The sequence below is a fragment of the Streptomyces sp. YIM 98790 genome, from assembly GCF_011421595.1.
In the GTDB taxonomy this organism is placed as follows: Bacteria; Actinomycetota; Actinomycetes; order Streptomycetales; family Streptomycetaceae; genus Streptomyces.
The window spans coordinates 1-6,632 of sequence record NZ_WTLH01000256.1 but is presented as its reverse complement, the minus strand read 5'-3'; the positions used below and the strand labels follow the sequence as shown (position 1 = coordinate 6,632).

Below are 6,632 nucleotides of genomic sequence, written 5' to 3'. Positions count from 1 at the left end.
CGGCGCCACCACGGCGCCCCCGCAGGCCGGAAGCCGCCGCCCGGGAGCCGGCGGGCTGGTCGTCCGTCCGTGGACGCGTCGGTCCGCGGGCGACCGCGAGTGCCACCCAGCCCCGGCGCCCCGGGCGGCGGCGACCACCGCACCGCCCTCCGCGGCCCCGCCGGCCGTCAGTTCTCGGAGCCATGCGGCAGCCGGACCGGCTGCGGTCCGTCCGGGACCCGGACCCCGCCGGGCATGGACGCAGGGCGCAGCCGCCCGGGAGAGCGCTCCACGGGCGGACGTATTGACATGTACACGGCATTCCCGCCATCATCGTCCGACAGCCCTTCAGGACTTCGGCAGTGGCACGCCGGATCCCCCAGGGGACGACACATCCCGTCGCGTCCGGCGCACGCACGGGATCCCCGGGAAGGACCTCAGACGTGCCGTTGTCCAGACGATTGCGGCTTCCCGCCGCGCTCATCGCGCTCACGACTGCCCTCACCGTCCCGGTCACCGCGCCGCCGGCCCAGGCCCAGGACGAGTTCGACGTCCTGGTCTTCTCCAAGACGGCCGGTTACCGCCATGACTCCATCGACGAGGGCATCGCCGCCATCCAGCAGCTCGGCGCCGAGAACGGTTTCACCGTCACCGCCACCGAGGACGCCGCCCAGTTCACCGACGCCAACCTCGCGCAGTACGAGGCGGTGGTCTGGCTCTCCACCACCGGCGACGTCCTCGACTCCGCCCAGCAGGCCGCCTTCGAGCGCTACATCCGGGCCGGCGGCGGCTACGCCGGCATCCATGCCGCCTCCGANGCGGCTACGCCGGCATCCATGCCGCCTCCGACACCGAGTACGACTGGCCCTGGTACGGCGGGCTCGTCGGCGCCTGGTTCGACTCCCACCCGCACAACCAGCAGGCCACCCTCCACGTCGAGGACCCCGATCATCCCTCCACCGCGCATCTGCCGGACACCTGGAGCCGCTTCGACGAGTGGTACAACTACCGGGAGAATCCGCGCGGCGACGTACACGTCCTGGCCTCCCTCGACGAGGGCAGCTACACCGGCGGGAACATGGGCGGCGACCACCCCATCGCCTGGTGCCACGCCTACGACGGGGGCCGGTCGTGGTACACCGGGGGCGGCCACACGGCCGAGTCCTACGGCGAGCCGCAGTTCCGCCGGCACCTCCTGGGCGGCATCCTGAGCGTCGCCGGAGCCGCGCCCGCTCCCGAGTGCGGGGGCAGCTCCGAACCGCCGGACGATCCCGTCTTCCAGCAGGTCGCGCTGGCCAGGACCGGGGCCGAGGTGGGCGAGCCGATGAGCCTGACGGTGCTGCCCGACGGCGGCGTGCTGCACACCTCGCGCGACGGCACCGTGCGTCACACCGACTTCGCCGGGAACACCACGGTCTCCGGCCGGCTCGACGTCTACACCCATGACGAGGAGGGCCTGCAGGGCATCGCCGCGGACCCCGGCTTCGCGACGAACCGGTGGGTCTATCTCTTCTACGCCCCGCGGCTCTCCACGCCGCCGGGCGGCGCCCCGGCCGGCGGCACGCCCGAGGAGATGGCGCCCTTCAAGGGGGTCAACCGGCTCTCCCGCTTCACCGTCAACGCCGACCACACCCTGGACATGGACAGCGAGGTGACGCTGCTCGACGTGGAGACCGACCGCGGCATGTGCTGTCACGTGGGCGGCGACATGGACTTCGACGCCGCGGGGAACCTCTACCTGACCACGGGCGACGACAGCAACCCGTTCGAGTCCGACGGCTACAGCCCGCTGGACGAACGCGCCGGCCGCAACCCGGGCTATGACGCCCAGCGCACCTCGGCCAACAGCAACGACCTGCGCGGCAAGATCCTGCGGATCACGCCGCAGCCGGACGGCACGTACACCATCCCCGAGGGGAACATGTTCGCCCCGGGCACTCCGGGCACCCGCCCGGAGATCTACGCCATGGGCTTCCGCAATCCCTTCCGGATGAGCGTGGACGACGCGACGGGCATCGTCTATCTCGGTGACTACGGCCCCGACGCGGGCACGGCCGACAGCCGGCGCGGCCCGGCGGGCAGCGTGTCCTTCGAACGGGTCACGGAGCCCGGCTTCTACGGCTGGCCCTACTGCGACAACTTCAACAACCCCTACCACGAATGGGTGTTCCCCGACGGCCCGTCCCAGGGCGCCTACGACTGCGCCGGCGGTCCCGAGAACGACTCCCCCAACAACACCGGCATCACCGAGCTGCCCCCTTCACAGGCCGCCTGGATCCCCTACGCCCCGGGCAACGAGCCGCCCGAGTTCGGACACGGAAGCTGGTCGCCCATGGGCGGTCCGGTGTACCGCTACGACGCCGCCTCCCCCTCGGAGATCAAGTTCCCGCCGCAGTTCGACGGGCAGTACTTCGCCGGTGAGTTCGGCCGGCGCTGGATCAAGAACATCACCATGGACGCCGGCGGCGGCGTCGCGGCCATCGACGACTTCCCGTGGTCCGGCACCCAGGTGATGGACATGGAGTTCGGCGCGAACGGCGCGCTGTACGTCCTGGACTACGGCACCGGCTGGTTCAACGGCGACGAGAACGCGGGCCTGTACCGGATCGAGCACGTCAGCGGGGACGACGGACGCGCGCCCATCGCGGCCGTCTCCGCCGACCGGACCTCCGGCACGGCCCCCCTGACCGTGACCTTCTCCTCCGAGGGCACCACCGATCCGGACGGCGACGAGCTCGACTACTCCTGGGACTTCGGTGACGGCAGCCCGCCGGCCACCGGGACCGGGCCCTCGCACACCTACACCGAGGACGGCCGGTACACCGCCACCCTCACCGTGTCGGACGGCGTGCACCAGGCGACCGCGAGTCTGCCCATCACCGTCGGCAACACCGCGCCGACGGTGGAACTCCGGATGCCGGCCGACGGGCGGGTCTTCCAGTGGGGGGACTCCGTGCCGTTCGAGGTGGAGGTGTCCGACCCGGAGGACGGGACCATCGACTGCTCCGAGGTGACGGTCAGCTACGTGCTCGGACACGACTCGCACGGCCACGCCCTGGGCCACACCACCGGGTGCACCGGCACCCTGGAGGTGAACACCGACGGCGAGCACGGCGGTGCGGCCAATGTCTTCGGCGTCATCGACGCCGAGTACACCGACCACGGCGTGGGCGGCGAGGGCCGCCTCACCACCCGGGCCCAGAGCGTCCTGCAGCCGGCGACCCGGCAGGCCGAGCACTACTCCTCGGCGCAGGGCGTGACGGCCGTCGACAGCGCCACGGCCCACGGCGCGCGGGCCGTCGGCGGCATCGGCGAGGGCGACTGGATCGCCTTCGAGCCCTACAACCTGACCGGCATCCGGTCGTTCAGCGCCCGGGTGGCCGCATCGACGGCGGGCGGCCGCATCGAGTTCCGTGCCGGGTCCGCGGCCGGCCCGCTGCTCGGCGGCGCCGAGGTGCCCGCCACCGGCGGGCCCGGCGCCTACGCGGACATCGCCGCGCCCCTGCAGTCCTTCACCAGCACGCAGCCGCTGTACCTGGTGTTCCGGGGAAGCGGCGGGGACGCCTTCCGCCTGGACGAATTCACCCTGAGCACCGAGCCGGTGGAGGACCCGGACCCCGCGCGCAACCTGGCCCTGGGCCGCCCGGTGACCGTCTCCAGCGTCGAGGGCGGCAACCCCGGCCTGGCGGGTGCCGGGGCCGTGGACGGCCTGTCCACCACGCGGTGGAGCAGTGAGTTCTCGGACCCGCAGTGGATCACGGTGGATCTGGGGCAGTCCTACGCCATCGACCGGGTGCTGCTGGACTGGGAGACGGCCTACGGATCGGACTACCGCATCCAGGTCTCCGACGACGGCGACGCCTGGACCACCGTCACCTCGGTCACCGGCGGCGACGGCGGCACCGACGACCACACCGGCCTCGACGCCACCGGCCGCCACCTGCGCGTCCACGGCACCGGCCGCGGCACCGCCTGGGGCTACTCGCTCTGGGAACTGGAGGTCTACGGCACGGCCGGCGAGCCCGAGCCGGTGGTGCTCACCACCGGTAAGCCCGCGACGGCCTCCAGCGTCGAAGGGGCGGGGCTGGGCGCGTCGAACGCGGTGGACGGCGACCCCGGCACCCGCTGGTCGAGCGAGTTCTCCGACCCGCAGTGGATCACGGTGGATCTGGGAGAGTCCTACACCATCACCCGGGTCGAGCTGGACTGGGAGACCGCCTACGGATCGGACTACCGCATCCAGGTCTCCGACGACGGCGACACCTGGACCACCGTCACCTCGGTCACCGGCGGCGACGGCGGCACCGACGACCACACCGGCCTCGACGCCACCGGCCGCCACCTGCGCGTCCACGGCACCGGCCGCGGCACCGCCTGGGGCTACTCGCTCTGGGAACTGGAGGTCTACGGCACGGCCGGCGAGCCCGAGCCGGTGGTGCTCACCACCGGTAAGCCCGCGACGGCCTCCAGCGTCGAAGGGGCGGGGCTGGGCGCGTCGAACGCGGTGGACGGCGACCCCGGCACCCGCTGGTCGAGCGAGTTCTCCGACCCGCAGTGGATCACGGTGGATCTGGGAGAGTCCTACACCATCACCCGGGTCGAGCTGGACTGGGAGACCGCCTACGGATCGGACTACCGCATCCAGGTCTCCGACGACGGCGACACCTGGACCACCGTCACCTCGGTCACCGGCGGCGACGGCGGCACCGACGACCACACCGGCCTCCACGCCACCGGCCGCCACCTGCGCGTCCACGGCACCGGCCGCGGCACCGCCTGGGGCTACTCGCTCTGGGAACTGACCGCCTGGGGCGGCTGACCCGGGCCGCCCCGGGCGGGGGGACTCCTCGCCCGGGGCGGCCCGTCCGGCTCCCGGCCCGCCCGGCGGTGCCGCGGGCGGGGCCCACCCTTGCCACCCTTATCGAATATCGATAGATTCCCATCGTGTTTCGATCGAAGGAGCAACGATGGGAAAGCTGACGGTGCTTGCACTGCGCGCCGTGCTCGTGGCACTGCTCACCGGCTCGGTGTTCGTGCAGACGGTGATGGCGGCGCTGCTGGCCGCCGACCTGGAGGAGAGCGGCCTCGCGGACCGGCGCGTCCCGATCCTGGTGATCGTGGTCCTGGGCATCGTGACGGCCCAGATCGTCCTGGTCTCGGTGTGGCGGCTGGTGACCATGGTGCGGCGCGGAACAGTGTTCTCCCACGCCGCGTTCCGGTACGTGCACATCGTGATCGGCGCGTTCCTGGCGGCCTCGGCGCTGGTCTTCGCGCTCGGCGTGGTCCTGGCGCCGGGCGAGGCGGTGGCCCCGGGCATCGTGCTCCTGCTGGGCGGGGTGTCCCTGGCGGTCTTCGGGATCGCGCTCGTCGTGCTCGTGCTGCGCATGCTGCTCGCCCAGGCCGTCGCGCGCGATGTGGAGGCCGCGCGGATGCGGGCCGAACTGGAGGAGGTGATCTGATGCCGATCGTCGTCGACATCGATGTGATGCTGGCCAGGCGCAAGATGTCCGTGGGCGAGCTCGCGGAACGCGTCGGGATCACCCCCGCCAATCTTGCGGTGCTCAAGAACGGCCGCGCCAAGGCGGTGCGTTTCACCACGCTGGCCGCACTCTGCGAGGCACTCCAGTGCCAGCCCGGAGACCTGCTGCGCTGGCAGGCCGGAAGCCCGGCGGAGGAGACCGCGCAGGACGCACACCGGTAGCCGGTCCACGCCACCGGACCCGGCCGCCGGGCCGTCGCGGGGCACGCCCGGCGCGGGCCCCCGGCGGCCGGCCACCCGCGTGAGAGGGCAGCTCACCGCGGCGGAATATGCAATCGGTTGTTGTGGTAATCCTTCCTCCGCTTTCAGAAGAACCCGTTCCACTGCCGCGCATCTTGACACTGTACAGCCAAGAGGCAACTCTGTTTCCGCGATGTAACGCAATCGGTTGCAGGACTCGGGCCGCACGCCGGGGGACCGAGGGGCCCCCAACCCCTCCCTCAGCACACGCCACCTCCCCCGGAGAGGACTCCGCATGTCGATGCGCAGGACCGCGCCCCAGCATGGGAAGACGAAAGAGAAGGCAAGGATGAAACGTTCATCAGCATGGCGACTCGGTGCAGCGCTGGCCACGACGGTCATCGCCGTCGCCGCGACCGGTGTGGCGCTGTCCACTGACGAGGCGTCGGCGGCGACCGGCAGCGCGACCGGCTATGCGACCCAGAACGGCGGGACCACCGGCGGTGCCGGCGGGCAGACGGTACGGGCCACGACGGGGACGGAGATCCACGCGGCTCTGTGCAACCGGCCCAGCAGCAGCACCCCGATCACCATCGAGGTGCAGGGCACCATCAACCACGGCAACACCCGCAAGGTGTCCGGCAGCAGCTGCAACACCGCCGACGGCGTGATCGAGCTCAAGGAGATCAGCAACGTCACCCTCGTCGGGGTCGGCAGCGGAGCCCTCTTCGACCAGGTCGGCATCCACATCCGCGAATCCCGCAACATCATCATCCAGAACGTGACCGTACGGAACGTCAAGAAGTCCGGCTCTCCCACCTCCAACGGCGGCGACGCCATCGGCATGGAGAGCAACGTCCGCAACGTCTGGGTCGACCACGTCACCCTGGAGGCCTCCGGCGGGGAGTCCGAAGGCTTCGACGGCCTGTTCGAC

Annotated in this window: 3 protein-coding genes and 2 pseudogenes; all 5 read left to right on the top strand. The window is 71.7% G+C overall.

All coding sequences use genetic code 11. The features are described from left to right. Nucleotides 1-341: 341 nt before the first annotated feature. Nucleotides 342-737: pseudogene (locus GQS09_RS30025) on the top strand (ThuA domain-containing protein); the annotation flags it as partial. Further along, on the top strand, nt 692-4,798 hold the full coding sequence (locus tag GQS09_RS26000) for a discoidin domain-containing protein (RefSeq protein WP_243761798.1): 4,107 nt from the start codon (nt 692-694) through the stop codon (nt 4,796-4,798). The pseudogene GQS09_RS30025 and the gene GQS09_RS26000, both read left to right, overlap by 46 nt. A 148-nt stretch (nt 4,799-4,946) precedes the next feature. Then, complete coding sequence (locus GQS09_RS25995; RefSeq protein WP_165989991.1) at nt 4,947-5,438, top strand: DUF2975 domain-containing protein; 492 nt, start codon at nt 4,947-4,949, stop codon at nt 5,436-5,438. Further along, nucleotides 5,438-5,680 (top strand): helix-turn-helix transcriptional regulator, encoded by a 243-nt coding sequence (locus GQS09_RS25990; protein ID WP_165989990.1) that lies wholly within the window; start codon nt 5,438-5,440, stop codon nt 5,678-5,680. Before GQS09_RS25995 ends, GQS09_RS25990 begins: the two co-directional genes overlap by 1 nt. A 367-nt stretch (nt 5,681-6,047) precedes the next feature. Further along, a pseudogene (locus GQS09_RS25985) lies at nt 6,048-6,632 on the top strand (pectate lyase); the annotation flags it as partial.